The 25,354-nt window shown below is 72.2% G+C and carries 22 protein-coding genes; 14 read left to right on the top strand and 8 right to left on the bottom strand.

Translation table 11 applies throughout. From position 1 onward, the window contains the following. Window positions 1-20 precede the first annotated feature (20 nt). Window positions 21-242 (bottom strand): exodeoxyribonuclease VII small subunit, encoded by a 222-nt coding sequence (locus ABZS42_RS10330; protein WP_355143713.1) that lies wholly within the window; start codon window positions 240-242, stop codon window positions 21-23. A 91-nt stretch (window positions 243-333) separates the two neighbouring features. Further along, the gene (gene xseA / locus ABZS42_RS10325) at window positions 334-1,554 is read right to left on the bottom strand and encodes an exodeoxyribonuclease VII large subunit (protein ID WP_355143711.1); all 1,221 of its coding nucleotides are present in this window, start codon (window positions 1,552-1,554) and stop codon (window positions 334-336) included. Between the two features lie 179 nt (window positions 1,555-1,733). Between xseA and ABZS42_RS10320 the strand changes: the two genes are divergently transcribed. Then, window positions 1,734-2,720 (top strand): 4-hydroxy-3-methylbut-2-enyl diphosphate reductase, encoded by a 987-nt coding sequence (locus ABZS42_RS10320; protein WP_355143709.1) that lies wholly within the window; start codon window positions 1,734-1,736, stop codon window positions 2,718-2,720. A 43-nt stretch (window positions 2,721-2,763) separates the two neighbouring features. Continuing rightward, on the top strand, window positions 2,764-3,213 hold the full coding sequence (locus ABZS42_RS10315; protein WP_355143707.1) for a hypothetical protein: 450 nt from the start codon (window positions 2,764-2,766) through the stop codon (window positions 3,211-3,213). Between the two features lie 13 nt (window positions 3,214-3,226). Here ABZS42_RS10315 and ABZS42_RS10310 read toward each other — a convergent pair whose 3' ends face one another. After that, window positions 3,227-4,390 carry a DNA recombination protein RmuC gene (locus tag ABZS42_RS10310; RefSeq protein WP_355143705.1) on the bottom strand — a complete coding sequence of 388 codons (1,164 nt, stop codon included), beginning with the start codon at window positions 4,388-4,390 and terminating at the stop codon, window positions 3,227-3,229. A gap of 53 nt (window positions 4,391-4,443) precedes the next feature. Between ABZS42_RS10310 and ABZS42_RS10305 the strand changes: the two genes are divergently transcribed. After that, window positions 4,444-5,175, top strand: coding sequence for a hypothetical protein (locus ABZS42_RS10305; RefSeq protein WP_355143703.1), 732 nt, complete (start codon window positions 4,444-4,446; stop codon window positions 5,173-5,175). A gap of 255 nt (window positions 5,176-5,430) precedes the next feature. Here ABZS42_RS10305 and ppc read toward each other — a convergent pair whose 3' ends face one another. Further along, entirely contained in the window at window positions 5,431-8,217 is a 2,787-nt protein-coding gene (gene ppc / locus ABZS42_RS10300; RefSeq protein WP_355143701.1) for a phosphoenolpyruvate carboxylase, read from the bottom strand. Between the two features lie 209 nt (window positions 8,218-8,426). Between ppc and ABZS42_RS10295 the strand changes: the two genes are divergently transcribed. From ABZS42_RS10295 to ABZS42_RS10275, 5 genes are all read left to right on the top strand, one after another. Then, on the top strand, window positions 8,427-9,467 hold the full coding sequence (locus tag ABZS42_RS10295; RefSeq protein WP_355143699.1) for a S66 peptidase family protein: 1,041 nt from the start codon (window positions 8,427-8,429) through the stop codon (window positions 9,465-9,467). A 272-nt stretch (window positions 9,468-9,739) separates the two neighbouring features. After that, window positions 9,740-13,393 (top strand): transcription-repair coupling factor, encoded by a 3,654-nt coding sequence (mfd, locus tag ABZS42_RS10290; RefSeq protein WP_355143697.1) that lies wholly within the window; start codon window positions 9,740-9,742, stop codon window positions 13,391-13,393. 132 nt (window positions 13,394-13,525) lie between these two features. Then, on the top strand, window positions 13,526-14,335 hold the full coding sequence (locus tag ABZS42_RS10285) for a hypothetical protein (protein WP_355143695.1): 810 nt from the start codon (window positions 13,526-13,528) through the stop codon (window positions 14,333-14,335). A 2-nt stretch (window positions 14,336-14,337) separates the two neighbouring features. Then, the gene (locus ABZS42_RS10280) at window positions 14,338-15,330 is read left to right on the top strand and encodes a nucleoside triphosphate pyrophosphohydrolase (protein WP_355143759.1); all 993 of its coding nucleotides are present in this window, start codon (window positions 14,338-14,340) and stop codon (window positions 15,328-15,330) included. Between the two features lie 109 nt (window positions 15,331-15,439). Beyond that, window positions 15,440-17,059 (top strand): DUF885 domain-containing protein, encoded by a 1,620-nt coding sequence (locus tag ABZS42_RS10275; RefSeq protein WP_355143693.1) that lies wholly within the window; start codon window positions 15,440-15,442, stop codon window positions 17,057-17,059. A gap of 25 nt (window positions 17,060-17,084) precedes the next feature. Here the strand turns inward: ABZS42_RS10275 and ABZS42_RS10270 are convergent, their stop codons facing one another. Beyond that, complete coding sequence (locus ABZS42_RS10270) at window positions 17,085-17,228, bottom strand: hypothetical protein (RefSeq protein ID WP_355143691.1); 144 nt, start codon at window positions 17,226-17,228, stop codon at window positions 17,085-17,087. Next, a complete protein-coding gene (locus ABZS42_RS10265) occupies window positions 17,225-17,917 on the bottom strand; it encodes a hypothetical protein (RefSeq protein ID WP_355143689.1) in 693 nt (230 codons plus the stop codon). The genes ABZS42_RS10270 and ABZS42_RS10265 overlap by 4 nt, the downstream gene beginning before the upstream one ends. Before the next feature lie 226 nt (window positions 17,918-18,143). Here ABZS42_RS10265 and eno point away from each other — a divergent pair, with 226 nt between their 5' ends. From eno to ABZS42_RS10245, 4 genes are read left to right on the top strand one after another with little or no spacing between them, the layout of a single operon-like run. After that, window positions 18,144-19,427, top strand: coding sequence for a phosphopyruvate hydratase (gene eno / locus ABZS42_RS10260; RefSeq protein ID WP_355143687.1), 1,284 nt, complete (start codon window positions 18,144-18,146; stop codon window positions 19,425-19,427). A gap of 32 nt (window positions 19,428-19,459) precedes the next feature. Next, window positions 19,460-20,092, top strand: a complete 633-nt coding sequence (locus ABZS42_RS10255) for a septum formation initiator family protein (RefSeq protein ID WP_355143757.1) — start codon at window positions 19,460-19,462, stop codon at window positions 20,090-20,092. Between the two features lie 32 nt (window positions 20,093-20,124). Next, window positions 20,125-20,682, top strand: a complete 558-nt coding sequence (locus ABZS42_RS10250) for a DUF501 domain-containing protein (protein ID WP_355143685.1) — start codon at window positions 20,125-20,127, stop codon at window positions 20,680-20,682. Window positions 20,683-20,687: 5 nt separating this feature from the next. After that, complete coding sequence (locus ABZS42_RS10245) at window positions 20,688-21,197, top strand: amino-acid N-acetyltransferase (RefSeq protein ID WP_355143683.1); 510 nt, start codon at window positions 20,688-20,690, stop codon at window positions 21,195-21,197. A gap of 18 nt (window positions 21,198-21,215) precedes the next feature. On the opposite strand, the gene ABZS42_RS10240 is transcribed toward ABZS42_RS10245, so the two are convergent. After that, complete coding sequence (locus ABZS42_RS10240; RefSeq protein WP_355143681.1) at window positions 21,216-22,100, bottom strand: PHB depolymerase family esterase; 885 nt, start codon at window positions 22,098-22,100, stop codon at window positions 21,216-21,218. Between the two features lie 95 nt (window positions 22,101-22,195). On the opposite strand from ABZS42_RS10240, the gene ABZS42_RS10235 reads away from it, so the two are divergent. Then, window positions 22,196-23,200 (top strand): winged helix-turn-helix domain-containing protein, encoded by a 1,005-nt coding sequence (locus tag ABZS42_RS10235; protein WP_355143679.1) that lies wholly within the window; start codon window positions 22,196-22,198, stop codon window positions 23,198-23,200. Window positions 23,201-23,233: 33 nt separating this feature from the next. Next, window positions 23,234-24,175 (top strand): Ppx/GppA phosphatase family protein, encoded by a 942-nt coding sequence (locus ABZS42_RS10230; protein ID WP_355143755.1) that lies wholly within the window; start codon window positions 23,234-23,236, stop codon window positions 24,173-24,175. Between the two features lie 128 nt (window positions 24,176-24,303). Here the strand turns inward: ABZS42_RS10230 and ABZS42_RS10225 are convergent, their stop codons facing one another. Then, window positions 24,304-25,152, bottom strand: coding sequence for an SDR family NAD(P)-dependent oxidoreductase (locus ABZS42_RS10225; RefSeq protein WP_355143677.1), 849 nt, complete (start codon window positions 25,150-25,152; stop codon window positions 24,304-24,306). Window positions 25,153-25,354: the final 202 nt, after the last annotated feature.

Genomic DNA, 25,354 nt, shown 5'->3' with positions numbered 1-25,354 from the left:
CGTCGCGGGTGGGGTGCGAGTCAGGAGGGCTGGGACTCCCGGGCGGCTTCGATGCGTGCCCGGGCACCGTCCAGCCAGCGTTGGCAGATCACCGCCAGCGCCTCGCCACGCTCCCAGAGCGCCAGCGACTCCTCCAGCGACGTGCCGCCGGCCTCCAGGCGTTCCACCACCGACGCAAGTTCCGCGCGGGCCTGCTCGTAGCTGAGCCGTTCGTCCGGCCCAGCCTTGGTCTCCTCAGTCATCGGCTCCATCCCAGCACACGGCCGCCCCGCAGCGCGGGGGGCTCGACTCTCGTTCCACGCCGCAGCGTGGCGCAACCGGGCACCCGGCCGTTCACCCGTCCACCGTCGCCGCCAGCTCGCCGTCGGCGAGGCGTACCCGCAGCGGGTCGCCCTTGCCCACCTCGGTCGCGGCCCGGACCACGTGCCCGTCGGCGCGCTGGACGATCGCGTACCCGCGCTCCAGCGTGGCCGCCGGGGACAACGCGCGGAGCCGGGCCAGGGTGTGCCGCAGCTCGTCGTCGGCGGCGGCGAGCCGGTGGTGCAGGCAACGCCCGGCCCGCTGGCGGAGCAGGGTCAGCTCGGTGCTCCGCTGGTCGATCATGACCTGGGGGCGGGCCAGTACCGGCCGGGAGCGCAGTGCGTCCAGCCGGTGCTGCTCCCGGTCGACCAGGTTGCCGACCGCCCGCTCCAGTCGTGATCGGGCCTGACCGATGAGGCGTACCTCCTCGGTCAGGTCCGGTACGACCCGCTTGGCCGCGTCGGTGGGCGTCGAGGCGCGCAGGTCGGCGACGTAGTCGAGCAGCGGTGCGTCCGTCTCGTGGCCGATCGCGCTGACGACCGGCGTTCGGCAGGCGAAGACCGCCCGGCAGAGCCCCTCGTCGGAGAAGGGGAGCAGGTCCTCGAGGCTGCCGCCGCCCCGGGCGATGATGATCACGTCGATGGTCGGGTCGGTGTCGAGCACCTTGAGCGCGTCGAGGATCTGCGGCACGGCGCTCGGCCCCTGCACCGCCACGTTGACCGTGCGGAACTCCACCGCCGGCCAGCGCCGGCGGGCGTTGGTGAGCACGTCTCGCTCGGCCGCCGAGGCGCGGCCGGTGATCAGGCCGATCCGGTTGGGCAGGAACGGCGGGCGGCGTTTGCGGGCCCGGTCGAAGAGCCCTTCGGCGGCGAGTAGCTTCTTGAGCTTCTCCAGCCGGGCCAGCAGCTCGCCGAGGCCCACCTGGCGGATCTCGTCGGCGCGCAGGCTCAGCGTGCCCCGGGCCGCGTAGAACTCGGGCTTGGCGTGCAGCACCACCCGGGCGCCTTCGCGCAGCTCGGGCGTGCCGACGTCGAGGACGTCGCGGTTGGTGGTCACGGTCAGGCTCAGGTCGGCCGACGGGTCCCGCAGGGTGAGGAAGACAGTGCTGGCGCCCGGCCGGCGGCTGATCTGCGCCACCTGGCCGTCGACCCAGACCCAGCCGAGCCGCCCGATCCAGGCGCCGATCTTCTGGCTGACCACCCGGACCGGCCAGGGCTCCTCCGACGTGCTCCGGTCCACCTCACCCGTACTCACCCGCCCACCCTACGGCCCACCCCCGACCATCCCACCGTTGATCATGGCGTTGGCGGTGGAGTCGATCTCCGCAGCCGTCGTCAACGCCACGATGAGCGATGTGGGTCAGGCCATGGACGGCGGCCGGGGCGACGGTCGCAGCCGATGTCCGGTTCCGGTCGGGCACGTACGATGGGCGGGTGACTCAGGATGAAGCGACTCCCCGGACCGGTAAGCGCGTGCTCCTGGCCAAGCCCCGCGGCTACTGCGCGGGAGTCGACCGCGCGGTGCAGACCGTGCAGGAGGCGCTGAAGCTCTACGGCGCCCCGATCTACGTCCGCAAGCAGATCGTGCACAACAAGCACGTGGTGCGGACGCTCGAAGCGCAGGGCGCGATCTTCGTGGAGGAGAACGAGGAGGTGCCGGCGGGCGCCACCGTCATCTTCTCCGCGCACGGCGTCGCCCCCGAGGTGTACGAGCAAGCGGAGGCGCGTTCGTTGAAGGCGATCGACGCGACCTGCCCGCTGGTCACCAAGGTCCACCACGAGGCGAAGCGGTTCGCCGCCGAGGACTACGACATCCTGCTGATCGGCCACGAGGGGCACGAGGAGGTCATCGGGACCTCCGGCGAGGCGCCCGAGCACATCCAGCTCGTCGACGGCCCGGACGCCGCCGACCAGATCACCGTTCGGGATCCGAACAAGGTCGTGTGGCTCTCCCAGACCACCCTCTCGGTGGACGAGACGCTGGAGACGGTCGCCCGGCTGAAGAAGCGCTTGCCGATGCTCCAGTCGCCGCCCAGTGACGACATCTGCTACGCCACTTCGAACCGGCAGCACGTGGTCAAGCAGATCGCGCCGGACTGCGACGTGGTGATCGTCGTCGGCTCACGCAACTCGTCGAACTCGGTGCGGCTGGTCGAGGTCGCGCTGGACGCGGGTGCCCGCGCCGGTCACCTGATCGACTTCGCGCACGAGATCGACGACGCCTGGCTCGCCGAGGCCCGCACGGTCGGCGTGACCTCCGGGGCGAGCGTTCCGGAGGACCTCGTGCAGGAGGTTCTGGCGTACCTCGCCGCCCGGGGCTTCGGCGACGTCGAGGAGATCACCACCGCCAACGAGCGGCTCACCTTCTCGCTGCCGCAGGAGCTCAAGCGGGACATGCGAGCCGCCGCAGCTCGTGGCTGACCGGCATGGAACGCCCGGCCGTCCCGACACGTCCGATACCGGTATGAGGAACCTTCGGCTCGCCGCCGTCGCCCTGGCCGCAGTCGCCGCGTTGAGCGCCTGCGGTGGTCAGGACGGCACCGGCACTCCGACCACCATGCCTACTTCCACGGGAGCGTCTCCGGTGACCGACCAGCCTCCGACCCCGTCGACGTCGCCGACCGACCCGGCCACGCCGACCCCGCCGGGCGTCTCGACTCCGCCCCGCGGGACGACGAAGCCGGGTGGGCCGACGCTGCCGCCGCCGGTCGCCGGCACCGAGCTGACCGGCACGATCGTTGCCGGCGTCGAGGCGAACTGCCTGCTACTCGACGGGTATCTCCTGGTCGGTGGCCCGCGCGACGTCCTCGCCGTGGGTGCTCGGGTGACCGTCACCGGCCGTGTGCAGCGCGGCATGATGACCACCTGTCAGCAGGGCACGCCGTTCGTCGTGGAGGCGGCACGACGTTCCTGAGCCGCGCGCCGGGTCAGCGGGACGGGACGTCGTTGTCGGCCGCGTCGAGCAGCTCCGGCGCCTGCGGCTGCCGGGGCGCCAGCTCGACCTGCGCCGGGGTTTCCAGGTCCCGATCGGAGACGCCCAGCTCGGCGAGCTTGCGTGCGCTGACCAGCACCCGGGCCTCCAGAGAGCCGACTGCCCGGTTGTACGCGGTCACCGCGCTGCCCAGCGCCGTGCCGAGCTTGCCGACGTGGTCGCCGAGCGTGGCAAGCCGGCCGTGCAGCTCGCGGGCCAGCGAGTGCACCGCCGCCGCGTTGCGGGCCAGCGCCTCCTGCCGCCAGGAGTAGGCGACGGTACGCAGCAGCGCGACCAGGGTGGCCGGGGTGGCCAGCACCACGTTCCGGGCGAAGGCGTGCTCCAGCAGCGTCGGGTCGCGCTGGAGCGCCACGTCGAGGAAGGGATCCGCCGGGACGAAGAGCACCACGAACTCCGGGGTGCTGTCGAACGCGGCCCAGTACGTCTTCGCGGCCAACGCGTCGACGTGCGCCCGCAGGTGCCGGGCGTGTGCGTCGAGGTGGGTGTCCCGGCTGCGTTCGTCGCGTGCCTCCATCGCGGTGAGGTACGCGTCGAACGGCGCCTTGGCGTCGACCACCACCGAACGGCCGCCGTGCAGCCGTACGACCAGGTCGGGACGGACACCCTGCTGGTCGGTGGCGGCGGTGACCTGCTCGGCGAAGTCGCAGTGCTCCAGCATGCCGGCCGCCTCGACGATCCGGCGCAGCTGGTGCTCACCCCAGCGACCGCGGACCTGCGGGGCGCGCAGCGCCGCCACGAGCTGCTTCGTCTCGGTGCGCAGTTCACCCGAGACCACACTCATCGAGCGCACCTGTTCGCGTAGCTCCGCGTACGCGTCGACCCGGTCGTGTTCCAGGTCGGCCACGCGCTGCTCGTAGCGGCGCAGGGTCTCGTGCAGCGGTGCGACGGCCCGGGACACCGCCTCCTGGGACTGGGCGGTCGCCTCGTAGCTCAGCGCCCGAAGGGACTGCTCCAGCCGGCCCTCACCCTCCCGCGTCGCCCGCAGCGTGGCGTCCAACCGGGCGATCTCGGTAGCGGAGCGGGACCGGGCGGCGAGCCATCCCACCGCGCCACCGGCGCCGAGACAGACCACCACCACGGCCAGCGTCGGGAAGTCCATCACCGAAGCTTGCCAAACGCGTACGACTTTGCCGGCTTGGGTACCGTCGTGCCATGAAAATTCTGCTCGTGGTCGTCGTTGTGGCGCTGGTCGTGGGCGTCTTGGTCTGGCGGCGGCGGGAAGCCGCGGCCCGGGCGGCCCGCGAACTGGCCGACGTTCGGGCGGACGCCCAGCGCTGGTACGAGCGGCTCGGCGGGCAGGTGATGAACCTGCACGGCGACGATCCGGCGGTGCGGCAGGCGCTGGTGGACGCGGCCGAGCGGTACAACGCCGCGGGAAGTCAGCTCGACCAGGCCGGCACGGTGCACCAGTACCGGCTGGCCCGGGAGACGGCGCTGGAGGGGCTGGCGTACGCGCGGGCGGCCCGGATCGCGCTCGGCATCGATCCCGGCCCTGAACTGCCGCCGTTGGCCGCCGCCGCAGGCACCGGTGAGTTGACCCGGGCACGCGAGGTCGAGGTGCAGGGGCAGACGTTCAAGGCGGGCCCCCAGCCGGGGCAGGAGACGCCGTACTACTACCCGGGTGGCCGGTTCCAGGGGCGCCCGGTACCGGCCGGCTGGTACTCGACGCCCTGGTGGAAGACCGCGCTCGGGGCCGGAGCGGGTGTGCTCGGCGGCGTGCTCATCGCCGACGCCCTCTTCTCGCCCGCCTTCGCCGATCCCGGCTACGGCTTCGAGGCCGGCTACCAGGAGGGCTTCGCCGACGGCAACGACTTCGGCGACCAGGGCGGTGACTTCGGGGGCGGGGGCGACTTCGGCGGCGGGGACTTCGGGGGCGGCGACTGATCCCGACCCCTGCGGCACGGGGCCGGCCCGACAACCCGAACGAGCCTGATACCTCCGAGGCATTTTTATGACTCAGAGGTATCAGGCTCTCGTTGGTCGGTGCGGCGAATCCGCCGGTGCGGTGGATCCGTCGTGCGGTGGATCCGTCGTGCGGCGAATCCGGAGCCCGCGCACTGCGGCGCGCGCCGGTGAAGGCGCACCGGTCCGGCCCGAGCGACCCCGCCAGCATGCCCACGACACGGTGCCGCCCGGCGTTCAGCCCGTGTTGCGCATCCCGGCCGCGATGCCGTTGACCGTGGTGAGCAGGGCCCGCTCCAGCGCCGTACCGTCGCTGGGGGCGCGGCGACCGCCCGGCGCGGTGGCCACCGCCCGGCCGGGGGCGCCCGAGTCCCGGTACTGCCGCAGCAGCGCCACCTGAAGGTGGTGCAGCGGCTCCAGATAGGTGTCCCGCACCGCCAGGGTCCGCTGGAGCACCGGGGAGCTGTCGAGCAGCGCGGGAGACCCGGTCACGGCCAGCACCTCCCGTTTGGTCAGCTCGTACTCCTGCTCGATCTTGTCGAAGATCGGGTGCAGCTGCTCGGGCACGAGCGTCTCGACGTACCGCCGGGCGATGTCGAGGTCGGTCTTGCTCAGCATCATCTCCACGTTGGACAGGAACGTCCCGAAGAAGTGCCAGTTGCGATGCATCTCGGCCAGTACGTCGGCCAGTCCGGCCTCGCGGGCCGCCGCGAGGCCCGAGCCGACGCCGAACCAACCCGGGACGATCTGCCGGGTCTGCGTCCAGCCGAACACCCACGGGATGGCCCGCAGACCGGCCAGGCCGGCTCCCGTGTTCGGCCGCTTCGCCGGGCGGGAGCCGATGTTGAGCGCCCCGAGCAGCTCCGTCGGCGTGGACGCCCAGAAGTACGCCGGCAGCTCCGGGTCCTCCACCAGCGACCGGTACGACCGGTACGCAGACTCCGAGACCACGTCCATCGCGGCGTCCCAACGCTCCAGCATCTCGGCGGGCTGCCGGGGTGCGGTGTGCAGGAGGGTGGCCTGGAGCACCGCGGCCAGCGTCAGTTCCAGGTTCTCCCGGGCCAGCGACGGCAGGCTGTACTTGTCGGAGATGACCTCGCCCTGCTCGGTCACCTTGATCGCGCCGTCGAGGGTGCCGTACGGCTGGGCCAGGATCGCCTCGTGCGTCGGCCCACCGCCGCGCCCCACAGTGCCGCCGCGGCCGTGGAAGAGGCGCAGGTGCACGCCGTGCCGGGCCGCCACGTCACGCAGTGCTCGCTGTGCCCGGTGGATCGACCACTGGCTGGTGGTGATACCCGCTTCCTTGTTGGAGTCGGAGTAGCCGAGCATGACCTCCTGCACGTCGCCCCGCGCCGCCACCAGCGCCCGGTAGGCCGGCAGGGACAGCAGCTCGTCGAGGAGTTCGCCACCGGCGTTGAGTTCCGCCGGGGTCTCCAGCAGCGGCACGAAGCCGATCCGGGCCCGCCCGCTGTGCACGTCCACCAGGCCCGCCTCGCGCGCGAGCACCACCGCGGCGAGCACGTCGTCCACGCCGAGGGTCATCGAGATGATGTACGACTCGATGACCTCGTCGCCGAACCGGTCCTGCGCCTCGCGGACCGTGCTGAAGACGTCGAACGTCTTGCGGGCCGTCTCGGTGAGTGGGGTGTCCAGGGTGGACAGCGGTCGCCGTCCGCTCAGCTCGTCGGCGAGCAGCTTCGTCCGCTCCAGCCGGCTCAGGCCCGGGTAGTCCGACACCTCACCGACCGCGGCGTACAGCTGTGCCAGCACGGCGTGGTGCGCCTCGGCGTGCTCGCGGACGTCCAACGTGGCCAGGTGCAGCCCGAACGCGGAGACGGTACGGATGGTCGAGGCGAGCCGCCCGACGGCGGTGAGCTGGCCCGAGTTGCGGGCCAGCGAGGCGCGCAACAGCTCCAGGTCGGAGATCAGCTCGGCCGAGCCCCGGTAGTCCCGGCCCGGCACGTGCGGAGTGCCCTGCCGTAGCCGTCCGCGGGTGTTGGCCAGCTTCGCCTTCACGCAGCGCGCCTTGAGCCGGTACGGCTCCTCGGCGTTGACCCGGCGGAACCGGGGTGCCACCTCGGGCAGCGCGTCCAGATCCGCGGCGAGGCTGGCGGAGAGGTCCAGCGACACCCCGCGCAGCCGCCGGGAGACGGAGACCTCGTTGATCAGGTCCTCCATCGCCGTCTCGGTGGCCTGGATGCCGTGCTCGTGTTGGATCCGCAGGACCTCGCGGGTCACCGCCGGGGTGACGAACGGGTTGCCGTCCCGGTCGCCCCCGATCCAGGTGCCGAAGCTCAACGGCCGGCCGGTCGGCGACGTCTCCACGCCGAGGGCGCGCAGCGTCTCGGCGAGGTCGTCGAGCACCTGCGGGGCGGCCTCGGCGTACAGGTCGCGCAGGTAGTAGATGGCGTTGCGGGCCTCGTCGGTCGGATCCGGCCGGTCCAGCCGAAGCTCGTCGGTCTGCCACATGAGGTCCAGCAGTTCGGCCAGCCGCCGGTTCGCCGGCCCCTCGTCGCTCGCCCCGTAGAGGATCGCGTTGGCGGTCTCAGCGTCCAGCTCGTCGGCGATCGCGCGCAGCTTCGACAGGATCGACCGGCGGGCCGCCTCGGTCGGGTGGGCGGTGAAGACCGGCCGGACGGCGAGCCGGCGGGCCACCGCGGCGACCTCCTCGGCCGGTACTCCACGCTCGGCGATCATCTTGGCCGCCTGGTCCAGCCACCCGCCGTGCGTCGCCCGGCGGCGGCGCAGGTCACGAGCCCGGTGCACCTGCTCGGTGATGTTGGCGAGGTGGAAGTAGGTGGAGAAGGCCCGGGCCAGCTTGGTGCCGGTTGTCACGTCGAGCGTGGCGAGCCGCTGAGCGGCTGTCGGGGCGTCGGAGCGAACCAGCGCGCGGATCTCCTCGACGAGGTCGAGCAGCGGGCGACCCTCCTGGCGGGCGAGGGTCTGGCCGAGCAGGGTGCCGAGGCGGCGGATGTCGGCTCGCAGGGCGGCGTCGGGGCCGTCGTGGACGTGCTGGTCGGTCACGGGGCGCTCCTTACGTGTCGTACGAAGGACAGCGCTGTCCGACTTACTGGATCGTATCCGCGTGGACGTGGATGTAAGGAGGGGACCCTTGTTATCGCTTTTTTCATAGCCGGGGGCTCTTGCGATCATCGGGCGAGGGCCGTAAGCCCCGGGGCCGGGTCGCATTCCAGCGGTGGAAAACGGATTGGCGGGCCTATTAGCGTTTGATCATGCCGCCTCTGCGATACCCGCCGAAACCGAAGCCGGGCGACCGCGTCGCCGTCGTCTCGCCGTCCGCCGGGCTTCCGGCGATCTTCCCGCACGTGTACGAGCTGGGGCTGCGGCGCCTGCGCGAGGAGTTCGGTCTGGAGCCCGTCGAGTACCCGACGACCCGGGTGGCGGGTGCCGACCCCCGGGACCGGGCCCGGGACCTCACCGCCGCCTTCGCCGACCCGTCGATCACCGCGGTGCTGGCGACCGTCGGCGGGGACGACCTGATCACCGTGACCCCGCACCTTGACGACGAGGTGCTGCGGGCCAACCCGAAGCCGTACTTCGGGTACTCGGACAACACCAACATCCTCAACCACCTCTACCGGCTCGGGGTGGTCGCGTACCACGGCGGGTCGGTGCTGGTGCACCTCGGCCGCTCCGGCGCGCCGAACCGGTTGACCTTCGACTCGCTGCGTGCCGCGCTCTTCACCTCCGGCTGGTACGAGTTGACCCCGGCGACGGAGTGGGGTGACGAGCCGCGCGACTGGCGTGACCCGACGACGCTGACCGAGAAGCCGGTGATGTTCCCCGGCGAGGGGTGGCGCTGGCAGGGCCCGGAACGTGTGGTGCAGGGGCCGACCTGGGGTGGGAACCTGGAGATCCTGCACTGGCTGCTGGCGACCGATCGTGTCCAGTCGGCGGCGGAGCTGGCCGGGTCGGTGCTGATCCTGGAGACGTCCGAGGAGTTGCCGTCCGACACCGAGGTCTTCCGGATCGTGCGCAACATTGGCGAGCGCGGGCTGCTCGGCGCGTTCCCCGCGATCGTGGTCGGCCGGCCGAAGGCGTGGGAGTTCGACAAGCCGCACACGCTGGAGCAGCGGATCGCCTGGGGCGAGGCGCAGCGGGCGGCGGTCATGAAGGCGCTGGCCACGTACAACCCGGACGCCGTGGTGGTCTTCGACGTCGACCTCGGGCACACCGACCCCCAGTTGATCATCCCGTACGGCGGCGAGATGCGGATCGACGCCGGGCAGCGCCGGATCAGCGTGCGCTACTGACGCCGGTCCGCGCGGCCCGGCCAGGTGAAGGTCGCGCAACACCCTGGATGTGGTGGCCTGACCGTGTGGCGGAGGCCACTACATCCAGGATCGAGCACGATCTTGGCGCGGGGATATCCATCGTTCCGTCGTCGGGGCGCGCGGGATGGGGGTGGGTGTCGGCCGGCGGAGATAGGCTGGTGTTCGTGCACCCCCCGTCCAGCTGGACGCGGGGTCTCTGTCGTGTGCCCCGAGCGCACCACGCGCGTCGACTCCTCTGGAAGTGATCGCAAATGCTCACCGGACTGTTCACCGCCGCCCTGGCCGACCCCGGGCTGGCCCGGGCGCGTGACCTGGCGCGCTCCGGTGCCGCGCAGGTCGACGGGCTCGACATCACCGCCCCGCCGGCGCTGCGCCCCTTCGCGGTGGCCGCCGTCGCGGCCGACCCGCAGGGCGGTGCCGGCGACGAGCGGGCCGGCGGGGCCGGTCGGGCGGTGCTCGCGATCACCGCGACCACTCGGGAGGCCGACGATCTGGCCGCCGCGCTGGGCAGCCTGCTCCCGCCGGAGCAGGTGGCGGTCTATCCCTCCTGGGAGACGCTGCCCCACGAGCGGCTCTCGCCCCGCTCCGACACCGTCGGCCGGCGGCTCGCCGTGCTGCGTCGGCTGGCCCACCCGGAGGCGACCGACGCGCACGGCCGCACCGGCCCGCTGCGGGTCGTGGTCGCCCCCGTGCGCTCGCTGCTGCAACCCCAGCTCAAGGGGCTCGGCGACCTGGAACCGGTGCAGCTGGCCCCGGGCGCCGAGGCGGACCTGGAGGAGGTCGCGCGCCGGCTCACCGACATGGCGTACGCCCGGGTCGACCTGGTCACCAAGCGCGGTGAGTACGCGGTGCGCGGTGGCATCCTCGACGTCTTCCCGCCGACCGACGAGCACCCGTCCCGCGTCGAGTTCTGGGGCGACGAGGTGGAGGAGATCCGCACGTTCGCGGTCGCCGACCAGCGGACCATCGAGCAGGTCACCCATCTCTGGGCGCCGCCGTGCCGGGAACTGCTGCTCACCCCCCAGGTGCGCGAGCGGGCCGCAGCGCTGGCCGAGCAGCACCCGGAGCTCGCCGAGATCCTCGACAAGCTCGCCGAGGGCATCCCGGTCGAGGGGATGGAGTCCCTGGTCCCCGCGCTGCTCGGCAACGAGAGCCTGGAGCTGCTGCTGGACGTGATGCCGGCCGGCACCCACGTACTGCTCTGCGACCCGGAGCGGATCCGCACCCGGGCGCACGACCTGGTGCGTACCTCCGAGGAGTTCCTCCAGGCCAGCTGGGCCGCGGCCGCCGTCGGAGGCCAGGCGCCGGTCGACCTCGGCGCGGCCGCCTTCCGCAGCCTGGCCGAGGTCCGCGCGGCCGCCGGGAAGCTGGGCCAGCCGTGGTGGACACTCTCCCCGTTCGGCCTGCTCGAGGGGGAGGCAGCCCCGTCGCGACAGCCCTGGGAGGACGCGCCGGAGGAGGTCAGCGTCACTCCCGACGACGCCATCGCGGTGACCCTGGCCGCCCAGCCGGCGCCGCTCTACCACGGCGAGACCGCCCGGGTGGTCGACGACCTGAAGCGCTGGGCCGGCGAAGGCTGGTCGATCGCGCTGGTCTTCGAAGGACACGGTCCCGCCACGCGGGCCGTCGAGGTGCTTCGCGACGCCGGGCTGGGCGCGCGGCTGACCGAGCAGGTGCCGGACGCTCCGGTCGCCGGTGAACTGCTGGTCACCTGCGGAACGCTCAGCGCCGGCTTCGTCGACGAGGCGTCCCGCTTCGTGCTGCTCACCGGCAACGACCTCACCGGCGGTCGGGGTACGTCGACCCGCGACATGCGCAAGATGCCGAGCCGGCGGCGTAACACGATCGATCCGCTGGAGTTGAAGGCCGGCGACTACGTGGTGCACGAGCAGCACGGCATCGGCCGCTACGTCGAACTGGTGCAGCGCACCGTCAACGGGGCGAGCCGGGAGTACCTGGTCATCGAGTACGCCCCGAGCAAGCGCGGCCAGCCCGGTGACCGGCTCTTCGTCCCAACCGACCAGCTCGACCAGCTCAGCCGGTACGTGGGCGGGGAGCAGCCGACGCTGCACAAGATGGGCGGCTCGGACTGGCAGAAGTCCAAGGCCCGAGCCCGTAAGGCGGTCCGGGAGATCGCCGCGCAGCTGATCCAGCTCTACGCCGCCCGGAAGGCGTCCAAGGGGCACTCCTTCGGCCCGGACACGCCGTGGCAGCGGGAGCTGGAGGACGCGTTCCCGTGGCAGGAGACGCCGGACCAGCTCGCCGCGATCGAGGAGGTCAAGCGGGACATGGAGCAGACGGTCCCGATGGACCGGCTGATCTGCGGCGATGTCGGCTACGGCAAGACCGAGATCGCCGTACGGGCGGCGTTCAAGGCGGTGCAGGACGGCAAGCAGGTGGCCGTGCTGGTGCCGACCACGCTGTTGGTGCAGCAGCACTACAACACGTTCGCCGAGCGGATGAGCCAGTTCCCGGTGACCATCAAGCAGCTGTCCCGGTTCCAGACGCCGAAGGAGGCCGAGCAGACGCTCGCCATGGCCGCCGACGGCACCGCCGACATCGTCATCGGCACCCACCGGCTGCTCCAGGCGGCCACCCGGTTCAAGTCCCTCGGCCTGGTGATCGTCGACGAGGAGCAGCGCTTCGGCGTCGAGCACAAGGAGCACCTGAAGACCATGCGGGCCTCGGTCGACGTGCTGAGCATGTCGGCCACCCCGATCCCGCGCACGCTCGAGATGGCCATCACCGGCATCCGGGAGATGTCCACCATCGCCACTCCGCCGGAGGAGCGGCACCCGGTGCTCACGGCGGTCGGGGCGTACGACGACCGGCAGGTGGCCGCCGCCATCCACCGCGAGCTGCTCCGCGACGGGCAGGTCTTCTACCTGCACAACCGGGTCGAGTCGATCGAGCGTGCGGCGCGGCGTCTCCGGGAACTCGTACCCGAGGCGCGGGTCGCGGTGGCACACGGGCAGATGAGCGAGGAGGCGCTCGAGAAGGTCATGGTCGGCTTCTGGGAGAAGGAGTTCGACGTACTGGTCTGCACCACGATCGTGGAGTCCGGCATCGACATCCCGAACGCCAACACCCTGATCGTCGAGCGTGCCGACCTGCTCGGCCTGGCCCAGCTGCACCAGATCCGGGGGCGCGTCGGCCGCGGCCGGGAGCGGGCGTACGCATACTTCCTCTACCCGCCGGACAAGCCGCTCACCGAGCACGCGCACGAGCGGTTGGCCACCATCGCCCAGCACACCGAGCTGGGCGCCGGCATGTACGTGGCCATGAAGGACCTCGAGATCCGTGGTGCGGGCAACCTGCTCGGTGGCGAGCAGTCCGGGCACATCGAGGGTGTGGGCTTCGATCTGTACGTGCGGATGGTCGGCGAGGCGGTGCAGGCGTTCAAGGGTGAGGGCCCCGAGGAGGAGACCGACGTCAAGATCGATCTGCCGATCGACGCGCACCTGCCGCACGACTACGTCGGGGTGGAGCGGCTGCGGCTGGAGATGTACCGCAAGCTCGCCGAGGCGCGCGACGAGGAGCGGCTGCGCGAGGTGGTCGCCGAGATGACCGACCGGTACGGTGAGCCGCCGGCCCAGGTGCAGAACCTGGTCGCGGTGGCCCGGTTCCGGCTGCTGGCCCGCCGGTACGGCCTCACCGACGTCTCCATGCAGGGCAAGCACATCCGGTTCGGCCCGCTGCCGTTGCCGGACTCCAGGCAGATGCGGCTCAAGCGCTACCACCCGGACGCGGTCTACAAGGCGGCCGCCGATCAGGTCAGCGTGCCCCGACCGAGCACCCGCCGGGTCGGCGGCGAGCCGTTGCGCGACCAGGCCCTGCTGGAGTGGTGCGCCCAGCTCCTGAAGGACGTCCTCGGCGAACCCGCCCTGGCAGCGGCGGCCGGCTGACCGCCTCCCGCCACGTCGATCATGAGGTTGTCGCCCGGGCGCGACGCGCGACAACTTCATGATCACGGGTGGAGGTGCCGGGTCGGGTGGGGGGCGTCACAGGTGGAGGGTCGGCGTGAGAGAGTGATCGTCATGCGTGCTCGCCGACTCATCGCCGCCGCCAGCGTCGCGGCCCTCGCTGTGCTCTCCCTCGCCGCCTGCGGTCAGTCCGCGCCGGACGTCGCCGCGTACGTCGGTGACACCAGTTGGTCGACCTCCCGGGTCGACGAGATCTACGACGGCATCCAGGCGGATTTCGGGGAGGCCGTGCGCCAGGAGCTCGGCCGGACCGGCGTCAGCCCGTCGCCCGAGCAGCTGCGGTCGACGGTGACCCGGGAGGACGTGCTCAGCTTGCTGGTCAGTCTCGAGCTGGGTAAGCGGGTGGTCGCGGAGAAGAACCTCCAGATCGCGGACCAGGTCAGCCCAGAGCAGCTCGAAGCGGTCCTGAGGGTGCCCGCCACGACCGAGTACACCAAGCTCTGGGGTGAGTGGTTCGACGTCCTCCAGGCGCTCAACCAGCAGCTTCCGCCGGCCGACCTCAGCGACGACGCGGTGATGGCCGTCTACCAGGCCATCGCCAGGACCGGACAGATCGACAGCGGGCTCTCGGTGGCGGAGGTGCGCCAGGCCTTCGGCGACGGCGGCTTCGTCCGCAGCGCGACGGCGGTCAGCGTCGCGCTCCAGCAGGAGGCCGAGCGGGCGGACCTGTCGGTCAACCCCCGGTTCCGGCCTCTCGGTGTGCCGTCGTTCGTCAACGGCCCGCAGGGACCCATCATCTACGTGCTGCCGTACGTCGACCAGAATGGTCCGGTGACCGACATCTCCACCCCGGAGCCGCTCCCGTCGAGCGAGCCGGCCCAGCCGACCGACCCGTCCGCAGTGATCGATCCGGTCAACAATTGAGCATGCCGGCGCGGATCGTCCTGCTGGTCACCTCGCCCCGGCTGCCGGCCGGGCTGCTGACCGCGGCCGCTTGGGACGTCGTACGCTCCGCGCCGGTGCTGACCGGCGCGGAGAGCGAGCTGACCACGGCGATCCGCGTCGCCGGTGGTCAGGTCACAGTGGTCGACGGTCCGGCGATGCAGGCGTTGCTCGACGCGGTCCGCGAGCACGGCATCGCCGTCTGGCTGGCGGGGCCGAGCGGTGACGAGCCGCTCGCGCGTGAGCTGGGGTTGCGGCTGGCGCGGGAGCCCGGCCTGGCGGAGCTGGAGCTGATGTACGGCTCGTGGGACCCGCCGGGGGCCCGGCTGCTCGACGCGGTGGCTGTGATGGACCGGTTGGCCTCCCCGGGTGGTGATCCGTGGAAGCGGGCGCAGACGCACGAGAGTCTGGCCCGGTTCCTGCTGGAGGAGTCCTACGAGGCGTATGACGCGATCAGCGCCGGGGACACCGACGCGCTGCGCGAGGAGTTGGGGGACGTGCTGCTCCAGGTGGTGCTGCACGCCCGGCTCGCCGAGGAGCTGCCCGAGGGTGAGCGGTGGAACGTCGATGACGTGGCGGGCGGCCTCGTCGACAAGATGATCCGGCGCAACCCGCACGTCTTCGCCGGGGTCGAGGCGGAGACCCTGGAGGAGATCACCGCCAACTGGGACCGGATCAAGCGGGCCGAGAAGCCGAGTGGGTCGGTGCTGGACGGGGTAGCGCTCAGCCAGCCGGCGCTCGCCCTGGCCGCGAAGGTCCTGGAGCGCGCCGACCGGTTCGGGCTGGCCGTGCCGCCGCCGCTGGCCGAGGGGCAGGTGGACGCGGAGGCCCGGCTGGGGGCCAGCCTGCTGGCCACGGTCGCCGCCGCCCGTGAGGCGGGCCTCGACGCGGAGGCCGCCCTGCGCTGCGCCGCCCTGTCCTACGCCGACGCCGTCCGCGCCGCCGAACCCAAGGCCGACCCCGGCCAGCCAGGTTGATCAAGAGGTTCGCGTCACGAACGCCCGCCCTGGTGACGCAGACCTCTTGATCGCGGTGGCCTTGGGCGGGGTCTCGGGGGAGTGGGGGGAGAGTCGGTAGGGTCGGCGGGTGGAATCGTTTGCCCCGCTCGCCGAGCGCATCGTCGAGGCGCTGCTGGAGAGTCGACCCGAACTGGCCTCGTCCGCCGGCGACCACCGTTTCGACGACCGGCTGCCCGACTTCTCGCCCGATGGGCGCACGGCCGACCAGGCCATGCTCACCGACGCCGCCAACGCACTCTCCGAGATCGACCCGGACTCGCTGGAGACCGAGGAACGGGTCGACCACGCTCTGCTCAGCGCCCGGGTCGACCGGGAACTGTTCGAGCTGACCGAGATCCGGTCGTACGAATGGGACCCGCTCCGGCACAACCCGGGTCCGCTGCTGCACGCGATCGTCGCTCGCCCGTACGCTCCGGCCGACGTACGGCTGACGCAGCTCGCCGGGCGGCTCGGCGCCGTACCGGACATGCTGGCCATCGCCCGCGGGACGCTGCGCGACATGCCGCGGATCCACGCGGAGACGGCGGTCGGGCAGTTCACCGGCACGGCGGCCTTGATCCGCGACGAGGTGCCCGCGCTGCTGGCCCAGGCCCCCGAGCTGCACGGCCGGGTCGAACCGGCCGCGACCGCGGCGATCGCGGCCCTGGAGGAGTTCGTCGCCTGGCTGCGGACCGGACTGGCCGCCGACGCCGGGCCCGGGCGTGACCCGCGGCTGGGTCGGCGCCGCTGGGAGGCCCGGCTCTGGCACACCCTCGACACCGAGCTGGGCGCCCCGGAGATCCTCAAGCGGGCGTGGGCAAACCTGGAGCGGGTCACCGAGCAAATCCGGGAGGCGGCGGTCGAGCTGGTCGGCGGTGCGGCCGACGACCAGACCGTACGCCGCGCGCTGGACCTGCTCGCCGCCGAGCATCCGGACGACGCGACCATCGTGGATCTCGCCTCGATCACCCTCGACGAGGCGACGGACTTCGTCCGCGCCCACGATCTGGTCACGCTCGTCGACGACCCGTGCGTGATCCAGGAGATGCCGGAGTTCGCGCGGGGCGTGGCGGTCGCCTACTGCGACGCGCCCGGGCCGCTGGAGACCGCCGACGTACCCACCTTCTACTGCATCGCGCCGACCCCGGCGAGCTGGCCTGCGCAGCGGGTGGAGTCGTTCTACCGCGAGTACAACGACCACATGATCCGCAACCTCACGGTGCACGAGGCGATGCCGGGCCACTTCCTCCAGCTCGCGCACGCCCGCCGGTACGCCGGTGGGACCCGGGTACGGGCGCTGGCCGAATCCGGGCCCTTCATCGAGGGCTGGGCGGTCTACGCCGAGGAGGTGATGACCGGGCTCGGCTTCGGTGGCCTGCCGGTGCGGTTGCAGCAGCTCAAGATGCAGCTGCGGATGACCATCAACGCGCTGCTGGATCAGCTGGTGCACTGCGAGGAACTACCCGAGGCCGAGGCGATGGCGCTGATGACCGGGCGAGGGTTCCAGGAGGAGGGCGAGGCGGCCGGCAAGTGGCGACGGGCACTGCTCACCTCCACCCAGCTGTCCACGTACTTCGTGGGCTACACCGAGGTCGCCGACATCGCCTCCGCCCGGCCCGACGGCGTGTCGGTGCGGGACTGGCACGACGCGATGCTCGCCCACGACTGTCCGCCACCGCGTCACCTGCGCGCCCTGCTCGGCCTGTAGGGCGGCCGCCGCGGCGGTGCGGTGCCTAGTGCCGCACCGCCGCCCGGGCCGAGTCGATCAGCCAGCGGGAGATCGGGTACGGGGGTGGCAGCTCCGCCGGGAGCGCGTCCAGCGGGAACCGGCGGGCCGCTACAGGTTCCCGGCCGTCCATCACCGGCTCGTCGGTCAAGACTTCGTCGTTCGCCGGTCGATGACGCCGGCGCCGGGCGGCAGTTCGAACGCCGAGTCGTCGATCGTCTCCGAGTACCGGCTCAACGTCACCTCCACCGGCTTGCCGTCGACCTGACCGGTGAAGCTGCCGAGTACGCCGTCCGTCGTCACGCAGGCGGTGAAGTCGTCACCGGCTCGGTCGACGTCCACGCAGGTGGCGTGGTACCCGGCCACTGTGGTGTCGTCCTGCTCGATGATCGCCTCGGGGTCGAGCGCGGCCTCGGTCAACATCCCCACCACGACCGGCGGGGTGAGCAGGCCGCGCCGTTTCGCCTCGGCGAAGACGGCCACCGAGGGCTTGCCCCCCGCGGCCGGAGGCGCGGCCAGCGTGCACATCGCACGGCCACCGGTCATCTCGCACTGGGTGGTCGCCTCGTCGGTGACGGTGAGCTTGCCGCCCGGATAGCTGTACGCGGAGCGGGCCGGGTCCTGCGCCTGGGCGATCGAGGCGCGCTGCCCACCGGGTAACTGGTAGTCGGCCGAGTACGTCAGTTCGAGCGCCTGGTCCAGCCGGGAGGCGAGGTCGTTGACCAGATCGGCTCGCCCGACCACCCGTCCGGCATCGTCCAGGGTCTGGCAGCCGGTTACCGTGAGCGACGCGATGACCGACACGGCGAGCATCCGGAGTTTGGTCGAGGCGGCGGGCATGTGACCCAGCCTTATAGATCGGGTCCACGCTATGCAAACCCGTTGCCGGTTGAGGCCGGAGAATCCGGGAATGTCCGGTCACGGTGCTGCGATGGTCAGGTTTCGAAGCCGCCTGCGTACGCCCGGACGGCCCATGTGCAACGGTCGCCCGCTACGCTGCGTTCAACACCTGCCTCAGCCGCACCGTCGCGGCCGCACCCGAACCACACATACGAGGAGCGACTCAGTGGCAACCATCGAGGGAATCGTCGCCCGGGAGATTCTCGACTCGCGGGGTAACCCGACCGTCGAGGTCGAGGTCGGTCTGGACGACGGCACGGTGGCCCGCGCCGCGGTGCCCTCCGGCGCCTCCACCGGCGCCTTCGAGGCGCTCGAGCTGCGCGACGGTGACGCCGACCGGTACCTGGGCAAGGGCGTCGAGAAGGCCGTCTCGAACATCGAGGACCGCATCGTCGACCAGATCATCGGCTACGAGGCCAGCGAGCAGCGCCTCATCGACCAGAAGATGCTCGACGTCGACGGCACTGACACCAAGTCGGAACTGGGCGCCAACGCGATCCTCGGGGTCTCCCTGGCCGTGGCGAAGGCGGCCGCCGGTAGCGCCGAGCTGAGCCTGTTCCGCTACCTGGGCGGCCCGAACGCGCACCTCCTGCCGGTGCCGATGATGAACATCCTCAACGGTGGCGCGCACGCCGACTCCAACGTCGACATCCAGGAGTTCATGATCGCGCCGATCGGCGCGCCCACCTTCCGCGAGGCGCTGCGCTCCGGTGCGGAGGTCTACCAGGCGCTGAAGTCGGTACTGAAGAAGAAGGGCCTCTCCACCGGCCTCGGCGACGAGGGCGGCTTCGCGCCGAACCTGCCCACCAACTCCGCGGCGCTGGACCTGATCGGCGAGGCGGTCGAGAAGGCCGGCTACCGGCTCGGCAGCGACATCGTGTTCGCCCTGGACGTGGCCGCGACCGAGTTCTGCGAGAACGGCACCTACACCTTCGAGGGTGCGTCGAAGTCCGCCGAGGAGATGAGCAACTACTACACCAAGCTCACCGGGGACTACCCGATCGTGTCGATCGAGGACCCGCTCTCCGAGGACGACTGGAGCGGCTGGCAGACCCTGACCGCCGCGGTCGGTGACCGGATCCAGATCGTCGGCGACGACCTGTTCGTCACCAACCCGCAGCGGATCGCGCGCGGCATCGCCGAGCAGGCGGCCAACGCGGTGCTGGTCAAGGTGAACCAGATCGGTTCGCTCACCGAGACCCTCGACGCCGTGGACCTGGCCCACCGGGCCGGCTTCAAGTGCATGATGAGCCACCGCTCCGGCGAGACCGAGGACACCACCATCGCCGACCTCGCCGTGGCCACCGGCTGCGGCCAGATCAAGACCGGCGCGCCGGCCCGTTCGGACCGCGTCGCCAAGTACAACCAGCTTCTCCGGATCGAGGAGGAGCTGGGCGACGCGGCGCGGTACGCCGGCGCGGGCGCGTTCCCGCGCTACCGTTCCGCCTGAGACGCGCGAGGCCTCGGGGGAGGGGTGTGACGATGCAGCAGCGCCGCACACCGGGTGGTCAGCGTCCCGCCCGCCGGCCCGGCCAGTCCGGCCGGCCGGGCGGGGCCCGCGCCCGGGGGTCGCTCCGGGAGGTCGGCGTCCGCGCCGAGCCTAGAGCCGCCGGTCGCGCTCCGGGCGTGGCCCGCGGCGCCGAGGGCGTACGCTCCGCGAGCCGGCCCGCCGCCGCCCGGCGCACCGGTGCCGGTGGTCCGGTCAAACGGCTCTCCGCACCCCGTCCCCGACGCCTCACCGGGCGGGCCACCGTGCTGTTCGCGGTGCTGATCGCGCTCGCCCTGGCGTACACCTACCCGGTCCGGGTCTACCTGGACCAGCAGGCCGACATCCAGCGGATGGAGGCCGCGCAGGCGGCGCAGGAGAAGCTGATCTCCGACCTCTCCGAGAAGGCCGCCAAGTGGCAGGACAAGGCCTTCATCGAGGCCGAGGCGCGGGACCGGTTCTTCATGGGCCGGCCGGGGGAGAAGCTGGTGATCGTGCTCAACGACCCGGAGGGCGCGGCCCGGGACGCGGGTAAGGCCGGGCCCGGTGCGCCGGCTACGCCCGACCCCTGGTACGACACGCTCTGGTCGAGCGTGCGGGCGGCGAACGGCGAGCAGCCCGCCAAGTGAGCACCAGCCGCACCGAACGAGAGATGGGGATCGTGACTGTCGTACCACCGCAGCAGCCGGCGGCGGATTCCGTACCCCCGCCGAAGCGGGAACCAGCCACCGAGGCCGACCTGGCGGCGGTGGCCGCCCAGCTCGGACGCCCGCCGCGCGGCACGCGGGCGGTGGCGCACCGCTGCCCGTGCGGCCTGCCCGACGTGGTGGAGACGACGCCCCGGCTGGCCGACGGCACCCCGTTTCCGACGCTGTTCTACCTCACCTGCCCCCGGGCGACCGCGGCGTGCAGCCGGCTGGAGTCGGCCGGGCTGATGAAGGAGATGGCCGATCGGCTGGCGGCCGACCCCGAGCTGGCCGCCCGGTACCGGGCCGCGCACGAGGATTATCTGGCCCGGCGTGAGGCGATCGGCCACGTGCCGGAGATCGACGGCATTTCCGCCGGTGGGATGCCGGGGCGGGTGAAGTGCCTGCACGTGCACCTGGGCCATGCGCTCGGCGCGGGGCCCGGGGTGAACCCGTTCGGCGACGAGACGCTGGCGTTGATCGAGCCCTGGTGGACGACCGGACCCTGCGTGGACGTGCCGGCGGCGGAGTGAGAGCGGTGACCGACGAGATCGTGGTGCGGCGGGCCCGCACCGGGGACGTACGGGGGATCCGCCGGCTGGTGGACACCTACACCGACGACCGTCGGCTGCTCAGCAAGGCCACCGTCACCCTCTACGAGGACGTGCAGGAGTTCCGCGTCGCGGTACGGGCCGACGACCAGACGGTGGTCGGCTGCGGCGCACTGCACGTGATGTGGGAGGACCTCGCCGAGATCCGTACCGTGGCGGTCGACCCGTCGTACCGGGGGTTGAAGCTCGGGCATCGGATCGTCGGCGAGCTGATCGACTCGGCCCGCGAGCTGGGCGTCGCCCGGATCTTCGTGCTCACCTTCGAGACTCGTTTCTTCGGCTCGTTCGGCTTCACCGAGATCGACGGCGCCCCGGTGCCGCAGCCGGTCTACGAGCAGCTGCTGCGCTCGTACGACGAGGGTGTCGCGGAGTTCCTCGACCTGGAACGGGTCAAGCCGAACACCCTCGGCAACACTCGTATGCTGCTGCGGCTCTGACCGCTGGTTGCGCCTCGCTCAGGAACGGCGCGGGTGCGCCGAGAAGAACTCCCAGATGAGTTCGGTGGCTCGCACTCCGGCGTCGGCGTCGGCGAGCTGCCCGCTGGTCGCGCCGGGCCACGAGTGCCCCATCTCGGGCAGCGTGTAGACGGTGACGTCGCTGCCGTCGGCGCAGCGGGCGTCCGTACGGATGATTTCCGGCGATCCGGTCGGCTCGACCGGCGTCGGCCGACAACCGAGCCGCCGCTGCCAGGTCTGCACCCCGCTGCGGAAGGCGTCGAAGTACCGGTCCTGGCCGCCGATGAAAGTGATCACCGAGACGGGCTGCTTCGGTACGTAGTCGTCCTGCTCCGCCGGAGGACCGATGTAGCCGCCGCTGACCACGCCGATCGCGGCGAAGACACCCGCCGCCTCCACCGCGGCGCGGAAGCTCATGTCGCCCCCGTTGGAGATGCCGGTCAGGTAGACCCGATCAGGATCGGCTCCCCAGGTGTTCACCAGCTGCTCGGTGAGGGTGGTGAGGAAGCCGACGTCGTCGGCGGTGCCGCAGCAGGTCAGGGCGTTGAAGCCGCCGGCGAGCCCGTCCGGGTACGCGACCAGGACGTTCTCCCGGTCGGCGACGGCGTCCAGGCCCACCATCTCCTGCATCGAGGTGCCCCTCCCCGGGTAGTGGTGCAGCGCGACGACCAGGGCGCTGGGCTTCGTCCGGTCGTACGTCGGCGGGGCGTGCAGCAGGTACGTGCGTTCCTTCCCACCGTGCGTGAGGGTCAGCCGGTGCTCCCCGGGCGCGGGCTCCGCAGCCCGGTCGGCCGGTGGCGGCTCCGGCGTGGCGGTACCCCCGTCACACGCGGCACCGGCCAACACGAGGCCCGCCGCCAACGCCACCGCCAGAACCCGTCGCATACCTGCCCCTCCGTCCGCGATCGGCAAACCCTCGGTCACCGTCCGCCACCGGGTCAACCCTTTCGGTCCTGCCCGAAGACGGGCAGGCTTCAGGCATGCTTCGCCTTTGGCTCCGCCCGGCGGACCTCGGCCGGATCCGTTTCGCCGACCGTCTGCACCCGGTGGGCACGGCGGTGCTGGCCAGCCAGGCACTTCGCGGGCCGACGGTCGCCGCGAACGCCCCCGCCCTGGCGGACCGGGCCGCCGAGGCCGCCGGTGGCGAGGTCCGGGCCGCCACCGCCGCGCTGCGGCACCTGCTGCCCGCCCGTGGCCGGCTGCCGGACTTCCTGACCCCGCTCGACGGCCTCGAGTCGCTGGAGGCCGGCCTCGACGCGATCCGGTCGGCGCCGGTACGGCGGATACGGGCGGACGTCACCGCCGCGTACGCCCACCTGCCGGCCACCCCGCTGCGGCGGCGCTTCGCGGCGGCCGATCCCGAGGTGTTCGACCTGCTCGCGCAGGCGATCCGCACCTGGTTCGACACGGTGCTCGCGCCGCACTGGGCGCACCTGACGCTCGCCCACCGGCACCAGGTGGACACGGCGGCGCAGCGGTTCGCGTCCACCGGGCTGGACGGTCTGCTCGGCGGGCTGCACCCACTGATCCGCTGGCGGTCACCGGTGCTCGACGTCGACACCTGGTGGACCGGTGACCTGACCGGTACCGGGAACGGCCTCATCCTGGTGCCGTCCCCACTGGCCGGCCTGCGGCCACGGGTGCTGGTGGAGCCGGACCGCCCGATCCTGCTGGTCTATCCGGTCGCCATCGGTGCACCGGTGACCGTCGCACCGCAGGTGGATCCCCTCGTCCGGCTGCTCGGTCGTACCCGGGCCGCGGTGCTGCGCGGACTTGCCGAGCCGGGGGAACACACCACCACGGCGCTCGCCCGGGCGACCGGCATCAGCCTGGCGTCGGCCTCGGAGCACGCCACCGCGCTGCGGGCCGCGGGCCTGCTCACCACGGTCCGGGTGGGTGGGGCGGTGCGGCACCGGCTGACGTCGTTGGGCACCCACCTGCTCGGCGTGGCCGCGCAAGGGCCGGTGACCCCGGCTCGGACCTGATCGCTGTCGTAGGGTTGCGGCGTGACGACGCGCGTGGCCGCCATCGACTGCGGAACCAACTCGGTCCGGCTCCTGGTTGCCGACCTGCCCGACCCGGCCGCCGGGCCGGAGAGCCCGCTCACCGACCTCAGCCGGCGAATGGAGATCGTGCGGCTCGGCCAGGACGTGGACCGCACCGGACGCCTGGCGCCCGAGGCGATCGAGCGGACCCGGGTCGCGTTGGTCGAGTACGCGGCCGAGATCGAGAAGCTCGGGGCTGAACGGGTGCGGATGTGTGCCACCTCGGCGACCCGGGACGCCGAGAACGCCGACGAGTTCCGCGCCATGGTGGAGCGGACCCTCGGTGTCCTTCCGGAGGTGGTCAGCGGCGACGAGGAGGCCCGGCTCTCGTTCACCGGCGCGGTACGCGGGCTGCCCGCCGACGCGAAGGCGCCGTTCCTGGTGGTGGACATCGGCGGCGGCTCCACGGAGTTCGTGGTCGGCACCCGCGAGGGCGGGGTGCAGGCGGCTGTGTCGATGGACATCGGCTGCGTCCGGATGACCGAGCGGCACCTGCACGGCGATCCGCCGAGCGTGGACGAGATCGCCGCCGCGCAGGCCGACATCGTGGTCGCCGTCGATCGGGCGCTGGAGGTCGTGCCCGGCCGCGAGGCGGCCACCCTGGTCGGGCTCGCCGGGTCGGTCACCACCGTGGTGGCGATCGCGCAGGGCCTCCAGGCGTACGACCCGGCCCGTATCCACCATGCCCGGGTGTCGTACGAGGCGGTCGCCGAGGTGACCGCCGATCTGCTCGGCAAGACGCGGGAGCAGCGGCTGGCGATTCCGGTGATGCATCCGGGCCGGGCCGACGTGATCGGTGCCGGTGCGCTGGTGCTCAAGGTGATCATGGAGCGGGCCGGGATGCCGTCGGTGGTCGCGTCCGAGCACGACATCCTCGACGGCATCGCCTGGAGCCTCGCACCGAGCGCCGGCTGACCCGCCGCCGGCCACGGCGTCGCACTCGGGCCCCCGCCGGCCACGGCGCCGCGCTCGGATCCCCGGCGGCCAGGGCGTCGCGCTCGGGCCCCGCCGGCCACGGCGTCGCGCTCGGGCCCCCGCCGGCCTCAGGTGGGGAAGCCGGTCGAGCGGCTGATCTCGGCCCACTCCTCGGCTTCCGCGTTGCGCTCCGCTCCACTGCGCAGTGCGGCCTCGACGGCGTCCGCGCCGAGCAGCAGCCGCCGTGGCGGTGCCTCGTGACCGACGATGTCGACGATCACCGCCGCCGCGCGAGCCGGATCGCCGGGTTGCGCCCCGTCGGTCTCCCGCCGCAGTCGGTGCATCCTGCCGACGGAGTCCTGATAGTCCGCGCCGACGTCGTGCAGCCGCATGGAGGTGCCCTGCCAGTCGGTGCGGAACGCCCCCGGCTCCACGATGATCACCTTGACCCCGAACGGCGCGGTCTCGTTCGCCAGCACTTCCGAGAAGCCTTCGACGGCGAACTTCGCGGCCTGGTATGCCCCCAGACCGGGGCTGCCGCCGACCCGGCCGCCGACCGACGAGATCTGCACGAAGGTGCCGCCGCGTTGTCGGCGTAGGACCGGCAGCGCCGCCCGCGTCACGTTGACCACGCCGAACAGGTTCGTCTCGATCTGCGCCCGGAAGTCCTCCTCCGGCATCTCCTCGATCGGTGCGCTGTTGGCGTAACCGGCGTTGTTCACCACCACGTCGAGCCGGCCGAACTGTTCGGTCGCGAAGCCGACCGCACGCCGGGCGGCCTCGGGGTCGGTGACGTCCAGCGCGTACGGCCGGACCTGGTCACCGTAGGTCTCGACCAGGCCGTCCAACTGGGCCGGGGTGCGCGCCGTGGCCACCAGGTGGTCGCCGCTCTCGAGCACGGCCCGAGCCAGGTGCAGTCCGAGGCCTCGGGCGGCTCCCGTCACGAGCCAGGTCTGGCGGGTGTCTCGTGCGTCCATCGTCGTCTCCTCGTCGACCGGGGTTCCCTCGCATTATGCGGAGGGCTGCCTCCGATTATATGGAGGCATCCCTCCGGTTGCACGGCTGGGTGGTGCGGATCGCAGATCGGGAGCGGTTTTCCCAGGATTTCCGGTTTCGTGCGTGCGTGCCGGCGCCGCGGCTCGCCCACTAGTCTGCCGTTGACACTATTCTGCATGGCGC

The sequence above is a fragment of the Micromonospora sp. NPDC005367 genome, assembly GCF_040606825.1.
Lineage (GTDB): Bacteria > Actinomycetota > Actinomycetes > Mycobacteriales > Micromonosporaceae > Micromonospora.
Note: the sequence above shows the minus strand (reverse complement) of the source record. Positions and strands in the feature narration are given on the sequence as shown.